The sequence below is a fragment of the Escherichia sp. E1V33 genome, from assembly GCF_004211955.1.
Taxonomy (GTDB): Bacteria; Pseudomonadota; Gammaproteobacteria; order Enterobacterales; family Enterobacteriaceae; genus Escherichia.
Genome location: NZ_RHJI01000044.1, coordinates 1 through 1,388 on the forward strand (window position 1 = coordinate 1; position 1,388 = coordinate 1,388).

Sequence of the window (1,388 nt, forward strand, 5' to 3'; positions counted from 1 at the left end):
TCTCTGAAGCCACCTACTACATCTATGGACTACCTCCGTTTTGCAAGTACTGAATCAGGTTTTAGGTTGTTGCTTACATCTATCCGGCATCAGAAATATCTGTGCCCAAATGGGGAATCCGCACACAATCGCCTCAACAACTGGACGGCCACGAAGGCCAATATAATAGTCAGGTTCCGATCGTGCAGGTTCAACCAGTGGCCATTTTTCAATACTTTGCAACTTTTAAAGGTATGCTATTACACTGCCGGTCTGTACTCTGTTTCATTGTGAAGAATTGACCAAATAATTCGGGCATTTTTATTGGCGACTGCAACGGTTGTTTTGTTAAATCCTCGTCGTTCTTTTAGCTGATTAACCCATTGATTTAAGTAACCCTCATTATTATTTGCAGCCACTCTAACGACTGCCCGGGCTCCATGAATAAATAAGGTTCGCAGGTGCTTATCGCCTTTTTTGGTCATGTTCATTAGCACCTGTCTGTCACCACTGGAGTGCTGCCTTGGTACTAGTCCCAACCAGGCTGAGAAATGACGGCCATTTTTGAATTCAGTTCCTTTGCCGATCGCAGCAACAACTGCAGTAGCTGTTTTAGGGCCAATACCTTTAACTTTGGCAATCCGCTGACAAGCTTCAGATTGTCGGAAAACAGTATCAATTTCTTTATCAAAAAAGTTGATACGACGACCAAGATCGTTAAAAAGATCATAGAGTTCTGCGATCGTTCTGCGCATTCTGGCACTAAGACCATTTTCTGCGTCTTCCAGAATCAGCGGAACAGCGTGACGAACTCTGGAGACAGCCGCACCGATTGTTATTCCACGGTCAAGCAGCAGTCCTCTGATTTGACAGACTGTCGCAGTTCGGTGATTAACAATACGCTGTCTTGCCCGGTGCAGAGCCTGAATATCCTGCTGTTCCGGGCTTTTGGGTGGTACGAATTGCATTGTTGGTTGCATCAGAGCAATTGCGATAGCCTGTGCATCATTACCGTCATTTTTTTGCCCGCGGACAAAGGGTTTTACATACTGGGGACTGATCACTTTTACCTTATGTCCCAGTTTTTCGAACTCACGCTGCCAGTAAAATGCGCCCGTGGAGGCTTCCACACCAATCAGGCAGGCCGGAATATTCGCGACGGTCTGTAGTAACGTGTTACGATCAGTGCGTTTTTTATAAACCGGTTTACCCGCCTGATTTAATCCACAAAGCTGAAAAACATTTTTAGCCAGATCAATACCGAGATAGATAACATTCATGATAATGCTCCTGCTGAGTATATTTTGTTCAGTTAACCTCAGAGGGAGGAGGTAGTCCATCCCATTAACTGGAAGTCCAGATACGGCGGCATGGAGGCTTCTGATATAAAAAAAATCAAGGATCTTGAG

Annotated in this window: 1 protein-coding gene; it reads right to left on the bottom strand. The window is 45.0% G+C overall.

Annotated features, from left to right (window positions below; translation table 11 throughout):
- Nucleotides 1-239: 239 nt before the first annotated feature.
- The gene (locus tag D9742_RS22735; RefSeq protein WP_130238315.1) at nt 240-1,259 is read right to left on the bottom strand and encodes an IS110 family transposase; all 1,020 of its coding nucleotides are present in this window, start codon (nt 1,257-1,259) and stop codon (nt 240-242) included.
- Nucleotides 1,260-1,388: the final 129 nt, after the last annotated feature.

Bases quoted from the DNA above. Each gene is read 5' to 3' on its own strand.
- D9742_RS22735 (WP_130238315.1), bottom strand. From the start codon at position 1,259: ATGAATGTTATCTATCTCGGTATTGATCTGGCTAAAAATGTTTTTCAG.